Below are 21,451 nucleotides of genomic sequence, written 5' to 3'. Positions count from 1 at the left end.
TACAAATTGTTTCTTCTGTTAGGCTCGCCACATTACGCCTTCATTTCACAGCACAAAAGGTACAGTTGATGACTAACACTCAGCGCGCCGTATTCCTTGATTACACCTCACTGGACCTGGGCGATCTCGACCTCGACCCGCTGCGTCGCAGCTTCGGCGACTTGCAGCTGTGCGCAGACACCACGCCAGCCAATGTGATCGAGCGTCTGCAAGGCGCCAGTGTGGCCATCAGCAATAAAGCGCTGCTCAACGCCCAGACCCTGGCTGCCTGCCCGGAGCTGAAGTTGATTCTGGTGGCAGCCACCGGCACCAACAACGTCGACCTTGAGGCCGCCCGAGCCCTGGGGATCACCGTGGCCAACTGCCAGGGCTACGGCACGCCATCGGTGGCGCAGCACACCCTCGGCCTGCTGCTGGCACTGGCTACGCGCCTGGTCGATTACAACAAGGCCGTGGCCGACGGCCAGTGGCAGCAAGCGAAGCAGTTCTGCCTGCTGGACTTCCCGATTGTCGAGCTGGAAGGCAAGACCCTGGGCCTGTTCGGTCACGGCGAGCTGGGCAGTGCGGTCGCGAAACTGGCCGAAGCCTTCGGCATGCGCGTGCTGATCGGTCAGATCCCGGGGCGCCCGGCCCGTGCCGGGCGCCTGACGCTGGACGAACTGCTGCCCCAGGTCGACGCGCTGACCTTTCACTGCCCGCTCACCGAGCATACGCGTAATTTTATCGGCGCCCGCGAACTGGCACTGCTCAAACCCGGGGCCTTTGTAGTCAATACCGCACGTGGCGGCATGATCGACGAACAGGCACTCGCCGACGCCCTGCGTAGCGGCCATCTGGGTGGCGCGGCCACCGACGTGCTCAGCGTCGAACCACCACGCGACGGCAACCCATTGCTGGGGGCCGACATTCCGCGCCTGATCATCACCCCGCACAGTGCCTGGGGCAGTCGTGAAGCACGCCAGCGCATCGTCGGCCAACTGGCGCAAAATGCCGAAGCGTTCTTCAACGGTACAGCGCTGCGGGTCGTCAGTTGATAGACTGCGCCCCTTTTTGAGGAGCAGATTATGGATCCGCGCAGTGAAGTACTGCTTCGTCAGCCTGAATACTTTCAAGGCTCGGTGCTATTGGTCGGCTTGCCCGCTGACGAACTGCTGGGCGAACTGCCCGATGCCCATGGCTGGTGCTGGCATGCCGGCGACCAGGCCGCGCTCGACGCCCGCTTTGCCGGGCGTGTGCAGTTCGGTGTCGATATCCCTGAGCGGGCGTTCGACACCGCCGTGGTGTTCCTGCCCAAGTCCAAGGAACTGAGCGACTACGTGCTCAAAGCCGTGGCCGCCCGCCTGCCGGGTGCCGACGTGTTTCTGGTCGGTGAAAAAAAGGGTGGCATTGAAGGCGCGTCCAAGCAACTGATCCCGTTCGGCAAGCCGCGCAAACTCGATAGCGCGCGGCATTGCCAGCTGTGGCAAGTGACGGTGGATAACGCCCCGCCCGTGCCGGTACTGCACGACCTGGCGCAACATTACGAACTGCCGCTGCCCGAAGGCCCGCTCAAGGTCGTGAGCCTGCCGGGCGTGTTCAGCCACGGTCGCCTGGATCGCGGCAGCGCCCTGCTGCTTGAGCATCTGGACAAGTTGCCCAGCGGCCACGTGCTGGACTTCGGCTGCGGTGCGGGTGTGCTCGGGGCTGCGGTCAAGCGCCGCTACCCGCACAACAACGTCACCCTGCTCGACGTGGATGCCTTCGCCACCGCCAGCAGCCGTTTGACCCTGGCGGCCAACGGTCTGGAAGGGGAAGTGATTACCGGCAACGGCATCGACGCCGCGCCCATGGGTTTGAACACGATTCTGAGCAACCCGCCGTTCCACGTGGGGGTGCATACCGATTACCACGCCACCGAAAACTTGCTGCAAAAAGCAGTGAAACATCTGAAATCAGGTGGCGAACTACGGATTGTCGCCAACAGCTTCCTGCGATATCAACCGCTGATCGAAGAGCATTTCGGTGCCTGCACGGTCAAGGCCGAGGGCCAGGGTTTCCGGATTTACAGCGCCAAGCGCCGTTGAGCCTGCGGAAAAATAAGAGCTTGCCGGATCGGATTTGCCTAGGCAGAATCCGCTCCGTCCTAGGGGAGTAGTCTCCCACGAGCGTCAAGCTCGTCCGGCATACGTCAACATACTTGGTCAACAGACCATGGCGTATGCGACCCAGGTGTCCGCACAGACGGACCGGGGTTTGACAAGACCTATGACACGAACACCTTACCCGGGGCGGGGAGGCTGTACGTGTCATAGCCGTGTCGACCCGCCCCTGGAAACCACCTGATGATGCTCGATTCCCTGCTTGTCCCTACTGCAATCGTTGCCTTGGCCGAAATCGGCGACAAGACGCAACTGCTCGCCCTTATTCTGGCCGCACGCTTTCGCAAACCCTGGCCGATAATCGCCGGTATCGTGGTCGCGACCCTGGCCAACCATGCCGCCGCCGGTGCTGTAGGCGCCTGGTTCAGCACGTTCTTCAGCGACGCCATGCTGCACTGGATCCTCGCCGCGAGCTTTACCGCCACCGCGCTGTGGACCCTGGTGCCGGACAAGATGGACGACGACGAAGCCAGCACCGCACGCAAGTACGGGCCGTTCGTGACCACATTGATCACCTTCTTCATTGCCGAAATCGGTGACAAGACCCAGGTGGCGACGGTGATGCTCGCCGCACAATACCCGGATCTGTGGCTGGTGATTATCGGTACAACCCTGGGCATGCTGATTGCCAACGTGCCGGTGGTTTTGGCGGGCAACTTTGCCGCTGACAAACTGCCGTTGACCCTGATCCGCAGACTGGCTGCCACCGCGTTCGTAGTACTGGCTGTAGTGGCCGTGTACAAGGCGATGCAGATCAGCGGCTGGGTGTAACCCACACTTTGTGTGGAAGCGGGCTTGCTCGCGATACAGGCACTGCGGTCTTTCAGTTGAACCGCGTAGACGCCATCGCGAGCAAGCCCGCCCCCACAACAAGCGTCACGATTTCGGCGCTTGCTGATACAGCGGCATCACCTTCGGAATGGCCGCCTCCAGCGCAGCAATCCGGCTGCTTGAAGCCGGATGGGTGCTCATGAATTCAGGCGGCGCATTCTGTGATTGCTGAGCCATTTTCTGCCACAGGGTGATCGCCGCATTCGGGTTGTAGCCCGCACGGGCTGCCAGCTCCAGACCGATCAGGTCCGCTTCGTTTTCATTGCTGCGGCTGTTGGGCAAGGTCAGGCTGTAGTTCACCACCGTGTCGGCCAGGCCCAGGCTGTCCTGGCCCAGGCCCAACAAGGCGCCAGCACCCTGCTTGGCGATTTCGATGCCATAGGCCTTGGACATGGATTCACGCCCGTGCTCACGCAAGGCGTGGGCAATTTCATGGCCCATGATCGCGGCAATTTCATCGTCACTCAGTTTGAGTTGCTCGATGATCCCGCTATAAAAGATGATCTTGCCGCCAGGGCCGCAGTTGGCGTTGAGCTCGTCACTCTTGATCAGGTTGACTTCCCAGTTCCATTGCGCGGCATCCGGGCGAAAGGCCGGCGCCTGGGCAATCAGTCGGTTGGCGATCGCCTGCAGGCGCCTGGCGTTGGCGCTGGTCTTGTCCAGGACGCCCTTGGTGCCCGCCTCGCTGACGGTCTGTTGATACGACTGGGCGTACATCTGGTCAACCTGCTGGCTCGACAGCATGCTGAACATGTACTGCTTGCGCTCTACGCCCACGGCGCCGCCATGGGTGGTATTCACCGCCTGGCATCCACCCAGCAACAACCCGGCGCCCACGGCGCACACTACCGCTAACTTACCCATCAAAAATCTCCATAAAGATGGCGCGTATCGTATCTCAACCCGGCGTCAGGCACTCGGGCGCGTTGAGTTTTGGATCGTTGACCAGATTGGCCAGCGGTCTTTCTCGCAGCGGCATCTGCGCACTGGCCAGCAGTGCCTGCAAGGCCTGCAGCGGAGTCTGAGGGTCAAGCCAGGCCTGCTGGCCAGCCTCATCCAGAATCAGCGGGCGACGCTGGCTGGCCGCTGCCTGTGTAATCACGGCGGTGCTCAGCCACACATGCCCCTCAACGGGGTATGCCTCCCAGATACCGGCAAAAAACAGCGAGGAGCCTTCACCCGGCGTCAGCCAGTAGGGGCGTTTACGGGTCGTGCCGCGCCATTCATAAAAGCCGTTGGCCGGGATCAGGCAGCGGCGCTCACGCAAGGCATCGCGGAACATGGGCTGCTCGGCCACGGTTTCAGCACGGGCATGGGCCGGAGTCCGTGACAGGTCGGTCAGCCACGCCGGGGTCAGGCCCCAGCGCGCTCGCGCCAGCTCTCGCTGGCCAGGCTCAGCACCGGCGCGCAGAATCAATACCGAATCATTCGGCGAAATATTCCACTGGGCCTGCTGATCCGCCGGGAAACCGGGCAAGGCTGCAAATGCAGGGTTCCAGCGAAACAGGGCAAAACGTCCACACATGGGGCAGCACAACTCTTCTTTTGTATAGCAATGAATAAACCGTCGCTGGCATCAGCAATCCAGCACATCGGGGAAACTCTCAGGCTCATCACCAGCCACCGGTGACGCGGCATTGTACGCATCGATCAACTCCCGTGCGTATTGCGCCCGATCATTGGCCACCGCCAGGCCGAGCAAGCCGAACACCGGCAGCTCCCCCGTGGCGCCGACCAGATCACGGCCCTGTAGCCGGGCCTCGACCCCTTCACTGGCCAGCATGCCCAGCAACAGTTCGGCTTCCATCAGGTTTTCCGGCTCGTAGATGCGTTGCATGGTCTTCACTCACTACTCATTCTCGGTATGTACATCGAGCATCCATTCATGGCCATCGGTCTGAAGGTGAAAAAGGATCGGCCGACAGCACACCGGGCAGTCTTCGATGTAGCTCTGATCACCCCCCGACAGGTCGAGCACCGCTTCAGCCGGCTCGCCGCAATAGGGGCATTCATAGTGTTCAGTTTCAAGCATCGCGGTCTCCAGAGTGACTTGTGCGTATAATCGCCGGTCTATTAGCAGGGCTATTATTTTTGCCCTGCCCTGCGTACCAACCCTAGTCGTTTCCAACAAGAGAGCATGATGGGCCAATTCGATAGCATCCGACCTTACGACGACGCCGAAGTACCAGCAGTGCTGGCCCGGCTGCTCAGCGACAAGGCGTTTCTGGATATCCTGACCCACTTTCGCTTTCCGCGCCTGGCCGGCGCTTTCGGTTGGCTGTTAAAACCACTTATAGCTCATCGCCTGCGCAAAGAGTTCGCCAGCGTCAATTCGGTCGCGGCCCTGCAGGACAAGGTCGAGGTGTACGTCGATCGCACCATCGAACATGCCACCGACGGCGTAACCTATACCGGCGTCGAGCAACTGAAATCCGGCAGCGCCTACCTGTTTCTGGCCAACCACCGCGATATCGTGATGGACCCGGCGTTCGTCAATTACGCCGTGTACCACGCCGGCCTGCCAACGCCGCGCATCGCCATTGGCGACAACCTGCTGCAAAAGCCGTTTGTCAGCGATCTGATGCGCCTGAACAAGAGCTTTATCGTGCACCGCTCGATCACCGGGCGCCGGGAAAAGCTCGCGGCTTATCAACTGCTGTCGGCATACATCAACCACTCGATCCGCAACGACTGCCAGTCAATCTGGATCGCCCAGGCTGAAGGCCGGGCCAAGGACGGTGATGACCGTACCGATTCGGCGATCCTCAAGATGTTTCATATGAGCCGTAAAAACGAGCCGTTTGCCGAGGTCATTCAGTCATTGAACCTGACCCCGGTTTCCATCAGCTACGAATACGACCCCTGTGACCAGGCCAAGGCCCGCGAGCTGTTTATCCGCGCCACTACCGGCACCTACAGCAAGGCTCCTGGCGAGGACGACACCAGCATCGCCAACGGCATTACCGGCTACAAGGGTCGCGTGCACGTGAACTTCGGGGCGCCGGTGACCGAGTTGTTCGAAGACAGCAAATTGCTGGCCGCCGAAATGGATCGTCATATCCTCGGTGGCTACCGCCTGTTCCCCGCGCACTACCTGGCGTATGCGCAGTGGAGCGACCACGACCCCGAGTTACAAGTGCCGACGGCCGCAGAGGTATTCGGTGCCGAAGAACTGGCCAAGGCCCAGGAAGAATGGCAACGCCGCCTGGACGCCTGCCCGGCCGAGCACCGTCCGTATCTGGTGCTGCAATACGCGATGCCGGTGCGTAACCAGTATCGGATCAAGGCTGGCCTGGCGCTGTAACCCAATAAACCCGTGGGAGCGAGCCTGCTCGCGAAGGTTGTTCGCGAGCAGGCTCGCTCCCACAGAAGGGCTTAAATTCTGCTGTCACCGTATCGTCATATTGAGAGGCCACTCTGTGGCCCCTCGACACCGACACGGAGCTTGTCATGCTGCACGCAGAAAACCAGGACCGCCTTTACCTTATCGCGCCCAGCGACGAACAACAGGCATTGATCGAGGGTTTGGCCTTTAACGTGCAAGACCGCCACTGGCTGGTTTACTGCGCCCTGAGCGGCCACGCCCATGCCGACCTGCCCGAGACAGACCTGCTCACCGGCGTCAGCCGGCTGGAGCTGTATGCCGAAGCGGCCTGAATGTTTCGAACACAAAAAAGCCCGAGCTCACTGAGTTCGGGCTTTTTATTTTACCGGCTTACTCGCTGAGCAAACGACCGATGGACGGGTCCTTGAACACACGGGTCAGAGCATCACTCAACACATCGCTCACCAGCTTGGTGTTGGTCTCCTGGTTCGGTGCCATGCCGAAGCGCTGATCCAGGGACGCGCCATAACGGCCGCTGTAGGTACGACCACCGTTCTTCACATCGGAACGGAAGGTCGCGCCAATGGTGGCTTCAGTCACGTACATGGTGTCCTTGGGCGACTGATACTTGAGTTCGGCCAGGGTCACGGTCAGCGTTGGCGCGTTCATCGCATTGGCTGTCGGGGTGAAACCCAGCAAGCGCACGGCTGCTTCAGCCTGGGCTTGCAGCTTGGGGACCAGGTCGGCACTGCTGACGCTGATCGCGCTGGTCTCGGGGTACATGCCACCACGGGTCCCCAGGGTTGGGGAAGGACGACCGTCCACCACACGCACAACCACCGGCTGGCCACGACCCACTGGTGCAAGCTGGGTGGTCAGCTTGGGTTGCGGGCTGAGTTGTTGCGGGCTGTGGGCGCAGCCGACCAGGGTCAAACTGGTCACAGTAATCAAACCGAACAACAGGCGTTGCAACATGCTTATCTCTCCAGGACTGGGTATAACAGGCCGTCAGTATAGGGTGCCGGACGCCTGCGAACTAGCGGCTTGCCGTCACCCGCCTGTCATCGCCAATTCATCCGTATGTCACCTGCACAGGGCATAGTCTCGACGACTGACTCAACAGGTGCCGCCATGAACATGCTCTTGACCCTGCTCGGCTTCAACCGCCCCGAGCGCTGCTTCGCCCGCCTGGATTCGGCAGGTCGCTGCCAGGCCTTCAAGCAGTGCAAACAACCGCCGGTCGGCGACAGCTGGGTCGAAATCGAAGAAATCCGCCTTAACTGGTTGCACCAGGTGCTACCTGCCAACGCCCGTATTGCCTCGCCCGCAAGGCATTCGTCAGGGCACCCGCTGCCGGGCCTCTGAACGGCGCACCAATAAAAGTCATTTAACAGGATCAATTGCCCACGTTTCTTCGCTACAATCTCCCCCCGATTATAAGGACGTCTCCTGATCGGGCCCCGCAACATCGCTAATGCGCTTGTATTGGCACCCCAAAACCGCCCACAGAGAGCCGCCCACACAGATCATGTGAAGCTGGCGCGCTTGAATTTCATTGCGTAACCCCCACTTTCTGCATGGTCTGCCAGAGCTGCCACAACGTTCGGCCACTGGTTCGGTGCCCAGCGTGCGGTAGCCCTTTTTTGAGGTTCACGTCTTCAAGAGAGCGTGAAAAAAACGGGTTTCACAACTTCACAAGAGTGTGGCGAGCAAATGAAAAGTTTTGCGTCTGAACATGCACCATTAGCGTCTGATATTGCCTCACCAAGCAGGATCGAAGTCGGCTCCACAGCACGAGACTGAAAGCCTGTCCGCTTACGGATTTGGTTGCACAAACGGACGCTCTAGACATTAAGTCGAATTGCCTCCCGAGTACTGAAATGCGTTCATATGAACCTTGAAGGCCCGGTTGGTGGCGTCCGCTAAAGTTGCAAGAAATTGCGAAGAATCGGACATGGCGATCCTGGCCATGAGTGGCCCGGGGCTAATCAGAACCACGCCCCGGACACCTGGCAGCTATGCCGTCAATTTGGTGCCGTAGATTTTGGAGACGCGTTAATGGCGCATAACGAAGCAGTCGACGTAGTACTGGTTGGGGCGGGCATCATGAGTGCCACCCTCGCCGTACTGCTCAAAGAGCTCGACCCCGGCATTAAGCTGGAAGTTGTTGAGCAAATGGACTCAGGTGCTGCGGAGAGTTCCAACCCGTGGAACAACGCAGGCACCGGTCACGCCGGCCTTTGTGAGCTGAACTACACGCCGCAGGCGGCTGATGGTTCGATCGACATCAAAAAGGCTGTGCATATCAATGCCCAGTTCGAAGTGTCGAAACAGTTTTGGGCCTACCTGGCGCAAAAAGGCACCTTCGGTTCCTGCAAGTCCTTCATCAGCCCGGTTCCTCACCTGAGCTACGTTGAAGGCGAAAAAGGCGTGTCGTTCCTGAAAAAACGCTTTGACGTGCTGAGCAAGCACCATGCGTTTGCCGACATGGAATACACCGAAGACAAGGCCAAAATGACCGAGTGGATGCCCCTGATGATGCCGGGCCGCCCTGCGGATCAGCTCATCTCGGCCACCCGTGTGGAACATGGCACCGATGTCAACTTCGGCGCCCTGACCCAGCAACTGCTCAAGCATCTGGCCAGTGCACCGGACACCCAGATCAAGTACAGCAAAAAAGTCACCGGCCTCAAGCGTAACGGTAACGGCTGGACAGTAAGCATCAAGGACACCAACAGCGGCAATACTCGCCACGTTGATGCCAAGTTCGTATTCCTGGGCGCCGGTGGCGCGGCCTTGCCGCTGCTGCAAGCCTCGGGCATCGAAGAAAGCAAAGGCTATGGCGGCTTCCCGGTCAGCGGCCAATGGCTGCGTTGCGATAACCCGGAAGTGGTCAAGCTGCATCAGGCCAAGGTTTACAGCCAGGCTGCCGTCGGCTCGCCGCCGATGTCGGTGCCGCACCTGGACACCCGTGTGGTCGATGGCAAAAAGTCGCTGCTGTTCGGACCTTATGCCGGTTTCACCACCAAGTTCCTCAAGCATGGTTCGTTCCTTGACCTGCCGATGTCGATCCGTCTGGGCAATATCGGGCCGATGCTGGCCGTGGCTCGCGACAACATGGACCTGACCAAGTACCTGGTCAGCGAAGTGCGCCAGTCGATGGAACAACGCCTGGAGTCCCTGCGTCGTTTCTATCCACAGGCCAAGGCTGAAGACTGGCGTCTTGAGATTGCCGGGCAACGGGTACAGATCATCAAGAAAGACCCGAAAAAAGGCGGTGTGCTGCAGTTCGGTACCGAACTGGTTGCGGCCAAAGACGGTTCGCTGGCCGCTCTGCTGGGGGCTTCGCCGGGCGCCTCGGTAACCGTTTCGATCATGCTGGACCTGATCGAGCGCTGCTTTGCGCAGAAAGCCACGGGCGAGTGGGCGACCAAGCTCAAGGAAATCTTCCCTGCACGGGAAAAGGTCCTCGAAACCGACGCCGACCTGTACCGCGAAATCAGCACCCGCAACTCCGAGCTGCTGGAACTGGTTACGCCTAAAACAGCCAGCACCAGTATCGCTTAATGCAACATTGACGTTTCATGCGTCATAAAAAGCCCCTCGCCCTGTTTCAGGGCGAGGGGCTTTTTTGTTGCCCTGATTCGGGGCACTGCAAAGGCGTAAGCCCAATGCAAGGTAACTCGTGAATCAGAACATGAAACAAGATCCGTAGCAGCTGCAGGAACACTGCAGCTGTGGGAGCGAGCCTGCTCGCGAAGGTCGTTCGCGAGCAGGCTCGCTCCCACAATAGGGCTTGACCTGCAACAGAGTATCTACAGGGTGTGGATCAACCGCGAGCCTGGTTGATCAGCTCGATGTAGTCGTCAGCATTGCGCTGGTCCTTGATGATGTCCACGAACGTCTGGCCCTGTTCGTCTTTGCCATCCAGGTCGTAGCCAGCTTCCTTGAAGAAAGCCAGGAAGCGCCCGAAGTCATCGATGCGCAGGCCACGATAAGCCTTGATCAGTTTGTGCAGCGACGGTGAAGTAGCGTCCACAGGCTCAAAGTCCAGGAACAACTTGATCTGCTCGTCGCCGATCTCGTCACCAATCAACTGCTTTTTGTCTTTACGCATGTCCGGCTCCAGCCTGTTGATACTTCACGGGGCCCGCAGTTTACCCAAGGCTTATCGTGCGCGCACGCTGCCGGTGTGCAAGTCGGCCCAAATATGGCCATTGGCATAGGTCAAGAACTGGACATAAAGCGTGTCATTACGCAGCAAATCAATCACGACCCGGTACTGGCTCTGTGGATAAGACAAGCTCAGGGTTCGCGTCTTGCTGTCGAACACGGGCTTTTTCAGGCTTTTGCTTTCGCCATCAAATGAAATCAGCACCTGGCGCACGGTAGCGCCCTGGCTCATCGGCTTGCCCTTCAAGCGCACCAGCAGTGGCGAAGTCACCGGGATAGGCTGCTGATTGGACTGGCGCTGGCTACCCACCACCACCGAGTACGAAGTCACCAGCATCAACTGCTGTTGCTCGGGTACTTCGCTGCGCACTTGCAGATCATCGGCAGGCAGAAACTGCCCGTGCAACAGCGGTGTGGCCACAGGAGCCGCCGCCAGAGGCAAGCTTGCCAGCAGCAGGCTCAGGGCAACACTGCGAAATAGAAGACTCATGTCAGGTTCCAGAAAGCGGGAAGCAGCACTCTAGCATGTCGCGCGCCCGCCTCTTCTACTGTGCAACCAGTTGCCCCGCCACGATCCGCACATGCTGCGGATGAAAGCGCGCCAGGCTGCTGCGATGGCCCACGCTGACAATGCTCAAGCCCGGCAGTTGATCGATCAGGGCCTGGTACACCATGGCCTCGTCTTCCTCGTCCATTGCCGAGGTTGATTCATCCATATACAGCCACTGCGGGCGATACAGCAGCGCGCGGGCAAAAGCCAGGCGCTGCTGCTCACCACCGGACAGCAAGCGTTGCCAGTGATTGATCTCATCAAGCTTGGGAATCAGGTGCTCAAGCCGGCAAGTACGCAGCACCTCTTCATAACGCTCAAGGGTGTAGGTGTCCCCGGTCTGTGGATAACTCAGGGCATCGCGCAAGGTGCCTATGGGCAAGTAGGGTTTTTGCGGCAGAAACAGCGCACGCTCGCGGGGCATGCAGATCGCCCCGCCCCCTCTAGGCCAAAGCCCGCCCATCGCCCGGAGCAAGGTACTCTTACCACTGCCGGAGCGACCGCTGAGCATCAGCCTCTCACCCTCCTGCACCTGCAGGCTGGCGTCACGCAGCAGCGGGCGACCATCGGCCAGATCCAGGCTCAAGTCATGGATCTGCAAGTTTTCGCCCAGATGCTGCACTTCAATCGCCGGGCTGCGCTGCTCGTTGTCGGTCATGGCCTGACGAAAACTCAGCAACCGGTCGCAGGTGGCACGCCATGCCGCCAGAGTCACGTAGGCATCGATAAACCAGCTGAAGTTCTCTTGCACATTGCTGAAGGCCGAGTTGATTTGCATCAGCTCACCCAGCTCGATCTTGCCGGAAAAGTAACGCGGGGCCGCGACGATAAACGGAAAGATAATGGCGATCTGCGAGTAACCGGCGGTGAAAAACGTCAGGCGCTTTTGTACCTTCATTTGCGTCCAGAAGTTTTTCCAGACCTTGTTGAAACGCGTGCTCAGTTGCTCATGCTCATTGGCTTCGCCGTTGTACAAGGCAATGCTCTCGGCATTCTCGCGCACCCGCACCATCGAGAAACGCAAGTCAGCTTCGAAGCGCTGTTGCTGGTTGCTCAAGCCAATCAGCCGCCGACCGATCAGATGCGCCAGCCAACTGCCCACGGCGGCATACAACAGCGCGCACCAGAACATATAGCCGGGGATGGTGACGCCAAAGACTTCGATGCTGCCCGAAACGCCCCACAGGATGATCGAAAACGACACCAGGCTGACCACGTTGCGGATCAACCCCAGGCCCAGGGTGAGCGTGCTGTCGGTGAACGAATTGATATCTTCACTGATGCGCTGGTCAGGGTTGTCGGTATAGCCGCCCTGCTCCAACTGGTAGTAGTTCTTGTGGGCCAGCCAGCGTGCGAAGTGCTGCTCGGTCAGCCAGCGACGCCAGCGAATGGTCAGCATCTGGGTCAGATAAAGCCGGTACACGGCGCCGACAATGCCTGCCGCGGCAATGATGCCGAAGTAGCCGATCAGGCTCCAGAACGCCTTGGCGTCCTTGTTTTCCAGGGCATTGTAGAAGTCCTTGTACCAGTGGTTGATCCACACCGAAATGCCCACGCTGACAGTGACAAGGCAACCACGGCGATCAACAGCAACCACGCCCTGGCGCGTTCTTCACTGCGCCAGTAGGGGGTTATGAGGCGCCACACCCGAGGGATGAAATCCCCACGCACAGCATCATTCACGACAGAAGGCTCGGCGTTCTGATTCATCGTTCAGGCTCGTTCGGAGTAAAGAGCAACCTGCAAGCCGGTCAGGACAACCGGCCCACGACGCTGGGACACGTCTTGTTACAGGTTAGAAGCTGTAGCCGTCAGCATGCAAGGCGCAATGCAAATGCTACAGCTCCCGTTCAGCGTCGCACCGGACGCTTCTGCAATTTGCGCTGCAAGGTACGCCGATGCATGCCCAGGGCGCGGGCAGTGGCCGAAATATTGCCTTCATGCTCACCCAGCACGCGCTGGATGTGTTCCCACTGCAGGCGGTCAACCGACATCGGGTTGTCCGGCACCAGGGTTTCCAGGTCGGCATGCTGGGACAGCAAGGCGGCGAGCACGTCATCGGCATCGGCTGGTTTGCACAGATAGTTGCAGGCTCCGCGCTTGATCGCCTCAACGGCGGTGGCGATGCTCGAATAACCGGTGAGGATCACCACCCGCATCTCCGGGTCGAGTTCCAGCAGCTTGGGCAGCAGGACCAGGCCGGAATCGCCGTCCATTTTCAGATCTAGCGCGGCAAAATCGGGCAGATCCTGTTGTGCCAGGATCAGCCCCTCTTCGGCGGAACCTGCCGTGCTCACGCGAAAACCGCGTCGGCTCATGGCGCGAGCCATCACACGGGTAAAAGTGGCGTCGTCATCTACCAACAACAAATGCGGCAGTTCTTCGCCTTCGACCTGAATTTCTTCACTCATTTTCATTTCCTCGGGCGACACGTGGCAGGCGCAGCTCAGTGAGCGTACCGCCATCCTCATGACTGTAGAGTTTTACCGAGCCGCCAGCGCGGGTCACGCTGGCCTTGCTCAAGAATAGGCCCAGACCGAAGCCTTTGCCCTTGGTAGTAAAAAAGGGTTTGCCGATTTGTTCGGCGATGGCCAACGGTACACCCGGACCGTGGTCACGAATACTGATTGTCAGATCAACCGCATCCCAGTCGACTGTCACTTCCAGCCCTTCCGGGCAGGCATCGGCGGCATTGTTGAGCAGGTTGAGCAGCGCCTGGGTCAAGTCAGGTGGCGGCGCCAGGCGCGGAACCGGCGCGTGGCCCAGGCACTGGAAGCGATAAGTGGCTTCAGGCCGCATCAAGTGCCAGCGGTTCAGGGCCTCATCCAGCCATTGCGTAACGTCCTGAACCTCGATCGCCAGCCGACGGTTGGCCTCGGCTGCGCGCACCAGTTGCTGCAGGGTTTCCTTACACAGTTTGACCTGATCCTGCAGCACGCTCAGATCGTCCTGCAAATCCGGGTCAAGGTGATCGCGACGCATCTCCTTGAGCAGCACGCTCATGGTCGACAACGGCGTCCCCAGTTCATGGGCTGCACCGGCCGCCTGCGTGGCCACGGCCAGCAATTGCTGGTCGCGCAGGCCTTCTTCACGGCGCAGGGCGCGCAGTTCTTCCTGACGGCGCAGCTCCTCACCCATTTTGGCGGCAAAGAACGTGATCACCGCAGCTGACAGGGCGAAACTCAACCACATGCCATAAATCTGCAGCTTTTCGCGGAAGAACGGCACGGTATCTATAGGGTAGAACTGCATCAACAGCAGCGTATACAGCGCCAGCGCAATCCCGGTCAGCACCAGCGAATAGCGCCAGGGCAGCGTGACGGCGGCGATGGTCAGCGGCACCAGATAATACGAAACAAACGGGTTGGCCGAGCCACCCGAAAAGTACAGCAGGGCACTGTGGATAAACAGGTCACAGGCCAGTTGCAGCGCATATTCCAGCTCAGTCACCGGCCAGGAGGTGCGCAACCGGATCGCGGTAAACGCGCACAACAGCATGGAAAACCCAAGGGTGATGCTGAGCTGAAACCAGGGTAATGGCAGCAGGTTGAACAGATAGGCAAAGCCCACTGAACCCGCTTGCGCGGCCAGCACCAACATGCGGATAAACGTAAGACGCCAGAGGTTCTGGCGTGTTGCGGACAATAACTGAACGGGGGCGAGCATGAGCTCTCCTGATGAGCGCTCCAGGCGGATCACCGGGAGTATAACCAAGCAGGCGGCCCCGCAGGCAAAAGTGCGGCAAACAGCCACAGTGTTTTTTATGAAAATGCGGCTAAAAGCCTGCGCAAAAAACGCCCTCGTAGCAGCTGCCGAAGGAACGAGGCTGCGTTCGGCTGCGAAGCAGTCGCGAAATCAGACATTGCGATCTATTAGTTAAATCTGGTTCTCAGCATTGACGACCGCTTCGCGCTCGAACGCAGCTCGTTCCTTCGGCAACTGCTACGCAATCTGTGGAGACCATATGTATCGAAAATGTAATTGGGCGAACTGATGGCCACTGATTAGAGTCATATGGCCATTGCTGTTCTCAATCAAGGAGCTTCCATGTCCAACTTCCAACGCACCGCTGCCCTTTTGACCCTGAGCATCGGCGCACTTGCCAGCCTGCCGGCCCTGGCAGATGACATTCATTACAACCAGATTTCCCTGCGTGCCGAAGCCAGCCAGGAAGTGCCTCGCGACTTGATGATCGTGACGCTCTATACCGAAGCGCAAAATACCGACGCCGCCAAGCTGGCCGCAGAAATCACTACGTCGATGAACAAAGCCATCGGCCAGGCCAAATCCGTCAAGGAAGTCACCCTGCGCCAGGGCAATCGCAACAGCTACCCGATTTACGACAACAAAACCCAGAAGATCACCGGTTGGCGTGAACGCGCAGAACTGCGCCTTGAAAGCACCGATTTTGCAGCTCTGTCCAAGCTCACCGGCGATCTGATGCAAACCCTGAAAATGGGCAGCATGCAGTTCACCGTCGCCAATGCCACGCGCAAAACCAGCGAAGACGCGCTGCTCAAGGACGCTGTCAATGCGTTCAAGGCCCGCGCCCAGTTGGCCACCGACGCCCTGGGCGGCAAGGGTTACAAGATCGTCAACCTGAACCTCAACACCAACGGCTACCCGCAACCTTACCTGCGCAGCGCAATGATGATGAAGGCCGCAGCCCCGGCGATGGACTCGGCGCCTACCCCGGAAGTCGAAGCCGGCACCAGTGAAGTCAGCATGAGTGCCGATGGCGTGATTGAAGTGCAGATGCAGTAAGCCTGATACGCCCTGCCAACCCCTAAAGCCAGACCGTTTCAGGGGTTTTTTTATGCCCCCGGGAAAACGCCTGCAATCGTTCTAGAATTCTAAGGTGATTACCTGCAGCAGCGCTGCCCTTCACAACAATGTTTCCCGCACAGGGGTATTGATTAGTAACAACACTGTCCTAAAACAGTGCAAGAAGGTCGCAAAAGCCCCCCGCAGATGTAAGCAAATGAGTCGAAATGCCATGCGCAAACGATCAAATGCGTCATAAGTTATATAAAAGCGACATTCCTGTACGATCGTCCCACCTTTTCAAGCTTCAACTGCTTCCACATATTGCATTGGGTATGGGCTGTGCATAAGTATCGCCGGGTCGACTCATAAGGTCGCCCTCAAACCAAAAATGACAAAAATCATGAGGCCACCATGTTCAAACACGCGGTCATTCCGTTTTTAGTAGGCGCCAGCCTGTTGGCAAGTGCACCTTTCGCCCACGCTGCTTCCAACCTGGTGTTTTGCTCTGAAGGCAGCCCGGCAGGTTTTGACCCTGGCCAGTACACCACCGGTACTGACTTTGATGCGTCGGCCGAGACCATCTTTAACCGCCTGAGCCAGTTCGAACGTGGCGGCACCAAGGTTGAGCCCGGCCTGGCGACCAGCTGGGATGTCTCGCCAGATAACCTGACATGGACTTTCCACCTGCGTGATGGCGTCAAGTTCCACACCACCCCTTACTTCAAGCCAACCCGCGATTTCAACGCCGACGACGTGCTTTTCACGTTCAACCGCATGCTCGACAAAGACATGCCGTTCCGTAAGGCTTACCCCACCGAATTCCCTTATTTCACCGACATGGGCATGGATAAAAACATCGCCAAGGTGGAAAAAATCGACGACAAGACCGTCAAGTTCACCCTGAACTCGGTCGATGCCGCGTTTATCCAGAACATGGCGATGCACTTTGCATCCATCCAGTCCGCCGAGTACGCCGACAAACTGCTCAAGGAAGGCAAGCCTGCCGACATCAACCAGAAACCGATCGGCACCGGCCCGTTTGTGTTCAAGAGCTACCAGAAAGACTCGAACATCCGCTACACCGGCAACAAGGACTACTGGAAGCCAGAAGACGTCAAGATCGACAACCTGATCTTCGCCATCACCACCGACCCCTCGGTACGCGTCCAGAAGCTCAAGAAGAACGAGTGCCAGGTCACCCTCTTCCCGCGTCCGGCCGACCTCAAGGCCCTGAGTGAAGACCCGAATCTGAAGATGCCCCATCAAGCGGGCTTCAACCTCGGTTACATCGCCTACAACGTGATGGACAAGATCAAGGGCAGCAACGAGCCAAACCCGATGTCCCAGCTCAAGGTCCGCCAGGCCCTGGACATGTCGGTGAACAAACAGCAGATCATCGACTCGGTGTACCAGGGTGCAGGCCAACTGGCGGTGGGTGCCATGCCACCGACCCAATGGTCCTATGACACCAGCATCAAGGACGCACCTTTCGATCCGGAAAAAGCCAAACAACTGCTCAAGGAAGCAGGCGTCAAGGAAGGCACCGAGATCGTGCTGTGGGCCATGCCGGTGCAACGCCCGTATAACCCCAATGCCAAGTTGATGGCTGAAATGCTCCAGTCGGACTGGAGCAAGATCGGGATCAAGGCCAAGATCACCAGCTACGAATGGGGCGAGTACATCAAGCGCTCCAAAGGCGGCGAGAACGGCGCTATGCTGATTGGCTGGAGCGGCGACAACGGTGACCCGGACAACTGGCTCGGCACCCTGTTTGGCTGCGACTCGCTGGAAGGCAACAACTTCTCCAAATGGTGCGACCCGGAGTTCGACAAACTGGTCAAAGCCGCCAAGGCCACCACTGATATTGCAGAGCGCACAAAACTGTACCAACAGGCGCAGCAACGACTCAAAAGCCAGATTCCGATGACACCTATCGCACACTCGACGGTGTATCAACCGATGCGCAAAAACGTAGAAGATTTCAAGATCAGCCCGTTTGGCCTGAACTCCTTCTACGGGGTCAGCGTCGGCAAATAACAAGGACCGGTGAATGCGGCTACAAGGCTGCATTCACTTATCTACCAGGACGGTGGAAATCACCTACAGCCTAAAGCCATATCTGACTACATCAGAGGCTATAGGAAGCCAAGACGATTCCTACAAGATTGTCAGATCCCATGTATTTACTGCTGAGCGCCGGCTGCTTAACTTCGGCCAAGGGCAGTCTATTGCAGCGGGTGAGGCGCAGTAGTTGATGGCATCGACGCCCTGAACCGTACGCCTTCGATCAAGGCGCGCTCAGGACTCAAAAATAAAAAAAGGATAGGGAACGCCATGCGCAACCCTCTGGTTTTATCAGTATTGATCGGCGCCGGCGTACTTGCCGGCAGCCCACTCGCAAACGCAGCCAACAGCCTGGTGTTTTGTTCCGAAGGCAGCCCGGCCGGTTTTGACACCGCGCAGTACACCACCGCCACCGACAACGACGCGGCCGAGCCCATTTACAACCGCCTCGCTGAGTTTGAAAAAGGTGGCACCGCAGCCGTTCCGGCCCTGGCAACGAGCTGGGATGTTTCCGAAGACGGCCTGACGTGGACGTTCCACCTGCGTGACGGGGTCAAGTTCCACACCACAAAATGGTTCACCCCGACCCGCAACTTCGATGCCGATGACGTGCTCTTTACGTTCAACCGTATGCTCAACCCGGACCATCCCTTCCGCAAGGCCTACCCCACCGAGTTCCCGTACTTCAACGGCATGAGCCTGGACAAGAACATCGCCAGCGTCGAAAAAACCGGTCCCATGACCGTGGTCATGAAACTCAACTCGGTAGACGCCGCCTTTATTCAAAACCTGGCCATGAGCTTTGCCGCCATCCTGTCGGCCGAATACGCCGACCAGTTGCTCAAGAGCGGCAAGCCCAGCGATATCAACCAGAAGCCTGTCGGCACCGGCCCGTATGTGTTCCAGCGTTATCAGAAAGACTCGAACATCCGCTACGCCGCCAACAAGGACTATTGGGCCCCCAGCCAGGTCAAGCTCGACAACCTGATTTTCTCGATCAGCGTCGATGCCTCGGCGCGCATGCAAAAGCTGCGTAAAAACGAATGCCAGGTCTCGCTCAACCCGCGCCCGGCCGACGTTGCCGGCCTCAAGGCCGATCCGAAGCTGCAGGTGATTGAAAAGCCCGGCTTCAACCTCGGTTACATAGCCTACAACGTGCAGCACAAACCGTTCGACCAGTTGCAGGTGCGCCAGGCCCTGGACATGGCGGTCAACAAGGACGAGATCCTCAAGGCGGTGTATCAGGGCGCAGGCCAAAAAGCCGTCAACGCCATGCCGCCAACGCAATGGTCCTACGACGAAACCATTACCGACGCCCCCTACAACCCGGAAAAAGCCAAAGAGCTGCTCAAAGCCGCTGGGGTCAAGGACGGCACCGAAATAACCCTGTGGGCCATGCCCGTACAGCGCCCCTACAACCCGAACGCCAAGCTGATGGCCGAAATGCTGCAGTCGGACTGGGCCAAAATCGGCCTCAAGGTCAAGATCGTCAGCTATGAATGGGGCGAGTACATCAAACGCACCAAAAATGGCGAACACGACATCAGCCTGATCGGCTGGACCGGCGACAACGGTGACCCGGACAACTGGCTCGGCACCCTCTACAGCTGCGACGCGATTGGTGGCAACAACTACTCCATGTGGTGCAACAAGGAGTACGACACCCTGGTCAAGAATGCCAAGGTCGTGACCGATCGCGATCAGCGCACAGTGCTCTATAAACAGGCCCAGCAGTTGCTCAAGCAACAGGTGCCGATCACCCCCATTGCGCACTCCACAGTCAACCAGCCGCTGAGCGCCAAAGTCGAAGGGTTCACGGTCAGCCCCTTTGGCCGTAACGCCTTCTCAGGTGTCAGCCTCAAGGACTGATTACTCCAATAGAACAGTGCCACTGTGGGAGCGAGCCTGCTCGCGAAGTCCTCAAGAGCAGCGCGGTATCGCCAACGACCTTCGCGAGCAGGCTCGCTCCCACAACAGAGATCACAAACAACACCGCTCTTTCAGCAGGTCACTTAACCCATGGCCCGCTAAAACTTCGCCAAATCTGCACCAGGCAAACGTTTGCAATGCTTTAAATCGTTTCACAACAGCCGAGTCATCACAAAAAAAGACCGGCCATAAAAAGAAGAAACCAAAGAGGAGCCTCAACCATGAAACTCACCAGCCGCGCGTTATTGGCCTTGTCCATCAGCAGCATCACTGCGATGGCCAATGCCGATGAATTCATGCCGACCGAACTCAAAGCCAGCAGCGCTCAAAGCGAGACCAAGGGCTTTGTCGAAGACCAGACCCTGGGCGGCACTACCCGAAACTGGTACGCCAACGAGCTCAAGCGTCGCGATGACCGTTTCAGCTACAACAACCACGGCACCCGTGAATCCACCCCGCGCCGGATCAACTGGGTACAGGGCACCATCCTCGACTACAAGTCGGGCTTCACCGAAGGCACCGTAGGCTTCAGCACCCAGGTCGCGGCTTACAACGCCATTGCCCTGGATCGCGACGCCAAGGACATCGCCGGGCCAAACAACCGCACCCTGACCCACAGCGACGGCGACGCCGTCGGCCAGTGGAGCAAGCTGGGCCTGGCCAACCTCAGCGCCCGCATCTCCAACACCACGCTGACCGTAGGCCGACAGAACTTCAGCAGCCCGACCATCGACGTGATCGGTAACCGCGCACTGCCTTCCAGCTTTCAAGGGGTGGGCCTGCACAGTGAAGAGTTCAACAACCTGTCGTTCGATGCCGGCTCCTTTGACCGCGTGTCCCCGCGTACCGAGTCGAGCCTGAGCAAGTTCCGCAGCGAATACGGCGCAACCGGGGTTGAAACCGATCGCGCCAGCGTCGCCGGCCTCAACTACCAGCCGTTCAAGAGCCTGAAGACCACGCTGTACGCAACCCACGTTGAAGACTTCTGGAACCAGTACTACTTCGGCGCCGTACACGACATGGGCGACAACGCCACCCTGGGCCTGAATACCAACTTCAACTACTACAAGACCCTGGATACCGGCAGCAAGGCCCTGGGCAACATCAACAACGACGCCTACAGCCTGGCCTTTGCCCTGACCCACCAGGCCCACACCCTGAGCCTGTCGTTCCAGCAGATCGTCGGCGACGAATACTTCGACTACCTGCACGAAACCAACGGCATCTACCTGGCCAACTCCCTGCTCTCGGACTTCAACGGCCCGAACGAGAAATCCCTGCAACTGGCCTACAGCATCAACATGGCCCAGTACGGCATTCCGGGCCTCAAGTTCAACGCCTACCACGCCCGCGGCTGGGATATCGACGGCACCAAGTACACCGGCACCGCCTACGACGTGAAGAACATGGACGGCGAAACCCATTACGAGTACAGCGTTGGCACGTCCTATGCAATCCAAAGTGGCCCGCTGAAAGCCACCGCGATTCGCGCGACGTACACCACGCACCGCGCCAGCAAAAACCAGTCTGACGGCAACATCAACGAATTCCGCCTGGTGACCACCATTCCGTTCAACATTCTGTAAAAAACTGCTCAAACCCGAAGGCTGCGGCTGATTCGACGAATCAGCCGCAGCCGTTACGCTGGCTCACCCGACTCTGGAGAGGGTTGCT

At 58.7% G+C, this 21,451-nt stretch carries 20 protein-coding genes, 1 pseudogene and 1 riboswitch; of the genes and pseudogenes, 11 read left to right on the top strand and 10 right to left on the bottom strand.

Annotation, left to right across the window (positions count from 1 at the left end; translation table 11 throughout):
• Nucleotides 1-68: 68 nt before the first annotated feature.
• The 3 genes from FHL07_RS03475 to FHL07_RS03465 all read left to right on the top strand — a co-directional run bounded on the left by FHL07_RS03475 (nt 69) and on the right by FHL07_RS03465 (nt 2,909).
• On the top strand, nt 69-1,034 hold the full coding sequence (locus tag FHL07_RS03475) for a 2-hydroxyacid dehydrogenase (protein WP_095001556.1): 966 nt from the start codon (nt 69-71) through the stop codon (nt 1,032-1,034).
• Nucleotides 1,035-1,064: 30 nt separating this feature from the next.
• Nucleotides 1,065-2,063, top strand: a complete 999-nt coding sequence (locus FHL07_RS03470) for a class I SAM-dependent methyltransferase (protein ID WP_095001557.1) — start codon at nt 1,065-1,067, stop codon at nt 2,061-2,063.
• Between the two features lie 49 nt (nt 2,064-2,112).
• A riboswitch (yybP-ykoY riboswitch) is annotated at nt 2,113-2,234 on the top strand.
• Nucleotides 2,235-2,324: 90 nt separating this feature from the next.
• Nucleotides 2,325-2,909 (top strand): TMEM165/GDT1 family protein, encoded by a 585-nt coding sequence (locus tag FHL07_RS03465; RefSeq protein ID WP_086799543.1) that lies wholly within the window; start codon nt 2,325-2,327, stop codon nt 2,907-2,909.
• A 105-nt stretch (nt 2,910-3,014) separates the two neighbouring features.
• Here FHL07_RS03465 and FHL07_RS03460 read toward each other — a convergent pair whose 3' ends face one another.
• Genes FHL07_RS03460 through FHL07_RS03445 form a run of 4 tightly spaced genes read right to left on the bottom strand, consistent with a single transcriptional unit; the run spans nt 3,015 to nt 5,001 of the window.
• On the bottom strand, nt 3,015-3,833 hold the full coding sequence (locus FHL07_RS03460) for a M48 family metallopeptidase (RefSeq protein ID WP_095018289.1): 819 nt from the start codon (nt 3,831-3,833) through the stop codon (nt 3,015-3,017).
• 34 nt (nt 3,834-3,867) lie between these two features.
• Entirely contained in the window at nt 3,868-4,494 is a 627-nt protein-coding gene (locus FHL07_RS03455; RefSeq protein ID WP_095001559.1) for an SOS response-associated peptidase, read from the bottom strand.
• Between the two features lie 51 nt (nt 4,495-4,545).
• Nucleotides 4,546-4,806 carry a putative signal transducing protein gene (locus tag FHL07_RS03450; RefSeq protein WP_095001560.1) on the bottom strand — a complete coding sequence of 87 codons (261 nt, stop codon included), beginning with the start codon at nt 4,804-4,806 and terminating at the stop codon, nt 4,546-4,548.
• Between the two features lie 12 nt (nt 4,807-4,818).
• On the bottom strand, nt 4,819-5,001 hold the full coding sequence (locus FHL07_RS03445; RefSeq protein ID WP_095001561.1) for a CPXCG motif-containing cysteine-rich protein: 183 nt from the start codon (nt 4,999-5,001) through the stop codon (nt 4,819-4,821).
• 105 nt (nt 5,002-5,106) lie between these two features.
• On the opposite strand from FHL07_RS03445, the gene FHL07_RS03440 reads away from it, so the two are divergent.
• Both FHL07_RS03440 and FHL07_RS03435 read left to right on the top strand, forming a co-directional pair.
• Nucleotides 5,107-6,273 carry a 1-acyl-sn-glycerol-3-phosphate acyltransferase gene (locus FHL07_RS03440; protein ID WP_095020337.1) on the top strand — a complete coding sequence of 389 codons (1,167 nt, stop codon included), beginning with the start codon at nt 5,107-5,109 and terminating at the stop codon, nt 6,271-6,273.
• A gap of 146 nt (nt 6,274-6,419) precedes the next feature.
• Nucleotides 6,420-6,626 (top strand): hypothetical protein, encoded by a 207-nt coding sequence (locus FHL07_RS03435; RefSeq protein ID WP_016779492.1) that lies wholly within the window; start codon nt 6,420-6,422, stop codon nt 6,624-6,626.
• Between the two features lie 58 nt (nt 6,627-6,684).
• Here the strand turns inward: FHL07_RS03435 and FHL07_RS03430 are convergent, their stop codons facing one another.
• A complete protein-coding gene (locus FHL07_RS03430) occupies nt 6,685-7,269 on the bottom strand; it encodes a YajG family lipoprotein (RefSeq protein WP_095001563.1) in 585 nt (194 codons plus the stop codon).
• Nucleotides 7,270-7,425: 156 nt separating this feature from the next.
• On the opposite strand from FHL07_RS03430, the gene FHL07_RS03425 reads away from it, so the two are divergent.
• Both FHL07_RS03425 and mqo read left to right on the top strand, forming a co-directional pair.
• Entirely contained in the window at nt 7,426-7,659 is a 234-nt protein-coding gene (locus FHL07_RS03425) for a hypothetical protein (RefSeq protein ID WP_095018287.1), read from the top strand.
• A 693-nt stretch (nt 7,660-8,352) separates the two neighbouring features.
• Nucleotides 8,353-9,861: a malate dehydrogenase (quinone) gene (gene mqo, locus FHL07_RS03420; RefSeq protein WP_095001565.1), complete on the top strand. Its 1,509-nt coding sequence runs from the start codon at nt 8,353-8,355 to the stop codon at nt 9,859-9,861.
• A 262-nt stretch (nt 9,862-10,123) separates the two neighbouring features.
• Here mqo and FHL07_RS03415 read toward each other — a convergent pair whose 3' ends face one another.
• The 5 genes and pseudogenes from FHL07_RS03415 to FHL07_RS03395 all read right to left on the bottom strand — a co-directional run bounded on the left by FHL07_RS03415 (nt 10,124) and on the right by FHL07_RS03395 (nt 14,683).
• Nucleotides 10,124-10,411, bottom strand: a complete 288-nt coding sequence (locus tag FHL07_RS03415; RefSeq protein WP_095001566.1) for a PA4642 family protein — start codon at nt 10,409-10,411, stop codon at nt 10,124-10,126.
• Between the two features lie 51 nt (nt 10,412-10,462).
• Nucleotides 10,463-10,957 (bottom strand): hypothetical protein, encoded by a 495-nt coding sequence (locus FHL07_RS03410; RefSeq protein WP_095001567.1) that lies wholly within the window; start codon nt 10,955-10,957, stop codon nt 10,463-10,465.
• Nucleotides 10,958-11,012: 55 nt separating this feature from the next.
• Nucleotides 11,013-12,727 (bottom strand): annotated as a pseudogene (locus FHL07_RS03405) (ABC transporter ATP-binding protein/permease).
• Nucleotides 12,728-12,867: 140 nt separating this feature from the next.
• Nucleotides 12,868-13,428 carry a response regulator transcription factor gene (locus FHL07_RS03400; RefSeq protein ID WP_016779485.1) on the bottom strand — a complete coding sequence of 187 codons (561 nt, stop codon included), beginning with the start codon at nt 13,426-13,428 and terminating at the stop codon, nt 12,868-12,870.
• Entirely contained in the window at nt 13,421-14,683 is a 1,263-nt protein-coding gene (locus FHL07_RS03395; protein ID WP_138738114.1) for an ATP-binding protein, read from the bottom strand. The genes FHL07_RS03400 and FHL07_RS03395 overlap by 8 nt, the downstream gene beginning before the upstream one ends.
• Before the next feature lie 381 nt (nt 14,684-15,064).
• On the opposite strand from FHL07_RS03395, the gene FHL07_RS03390 reads away from it, so the two are divergent.
• The 4 genes from FHL07_RS03390 to FHL07_RS03375 all read left to right on the top strand — a co-directional run bounded on the left by FHL07_RS03390 (nt 15,065) and on the right by FHL07_RS03375 (nt 21,363).
• Entirely contained in the window at nt 15,065-15,781 is a 717-nt protein-coding gene (locus FHL07_RS03390) for an SIMPL domain-containing protein (RefSeq protein WP_095001570.1), read from the top strand.
• A 414-nt stretch (nt 15,782-16,195) separates the two neighbouring features.
• On the top strand, nt 16,196-17,821 hold the full coding sequence (locus tag FHL07_RS03385; protein WP_095018283.1) for an ABC transporter substrate-binding protein: 1,626 nt from the start codon (nt 16,196-16,198) through the stop codon (nt 17,819-17,821).
• A 297-nt stretch (nt 17,822-18,118) separates the two neighbouring features.
• Nucleotides 18,119-19,717: an ABC transporter substrate-binding protein gene (locus FHL07_RS03380; RefSeq protein ID WP_095001573.1), complete on the top strand. Its 1,599-nt coding sequence runs from the start codon at nt 18,119-18,121 to the stop codon at nt 19,715-19,717.
• 281 nt (nt 19,718-19,998) lie between these two features.
• On the top strand, nt 19,999-21,363 hold the full coding sequence (locus FHL07_RS03375) for an OprD family porin (RefSeq protein ID WP_095024053.1): 1,365 nt from the start codon (nt 19,999-20,001) through the stop codon (nt 21,361-21,363).
• Nucleotides 21,364-21,451: the final 88 nt, after the last annotated feature.

The organism is Pseudomonas sp. FSL W7-0098 (assembly GCF_005930585.1).
Lineage (GTDB): Bacteria > Pseudomonadota > Gammaproteobacteria > Pseudomonadales > Pseudomonadaceae > Aquipseudomonas > Aquipseudomonas bubulae.
Note: the sequence above shows the minus strand (reverse complement) of the source record. Positions and strands in the feature narration are given on the sequence as shown.